General features: G+C 33.3%; 1 protein-coding gene. It reads left to right on the top strand.

The genetic code is table 11. The annotated features are described in order from the left end of the window. Positions 1–116 precede the first annotated feature (116 nt). Positions 117–480, top strand: a 364-nt coding sequence (locus ACTQ5K_RS25575) for a DUF4372 domain-containing protein (RefSeq protein ID WP_441994459.1), incomplete at its 3' end; no start/stop codon positions are given.

Genomic DNA, 480 nt, shown 5'->3' with positions numbered 1-480 from the left:
CACTATTAAAAATACTCGAAATGTTCACTTTTATTATTTTATGCATAGAAAAAGTCCTTTATAATGGATAAGTCAGGTGGTAACCCGTCCAAATCCACTAAAAAAGGACCAATCTCATGGACAAGATTACACGAAAAACTTCATTTGGACAATGGTTTTCGCCAATTAATCTTCAATTATTTGAAGAACAGGTGAAAACATTGAAATTAGATTGCTATACGAAAAAGTTAACGACAGAATCATTCCTAAAACTATTACTTTTTGCACAATTAGAAGAAGTTGAAAGTCTTCATGCGTTAAGTGATTGCCTTTTTGATGATCATCTTCAAAAGGAAATCGACCTTGATTCTATAAGCATTTCTCAGCTCTCGCGCCGTTTAAATGGTCTAAATCCAGATTTGTTTCAAAGACTTTTCCTTGATTTAGTCGGACAAATTCACGCCAAAACACACTACACAAAACTTGTCATGCCGTTAAAAA

Source organism: Niallia sp. Sow4_A1 (assembly GCF_052116745.1).
GTDB classification, from domain to species: Bacteria; Bacillota; Bacilli; order Bacillales; family Cytobacillaceae; genus Niallia; species Niallia hominis.
Note: the sequence above shows the minus strand (reverse complement) of the source record. Positions and strands in the feature narration are given on the sequence as shown.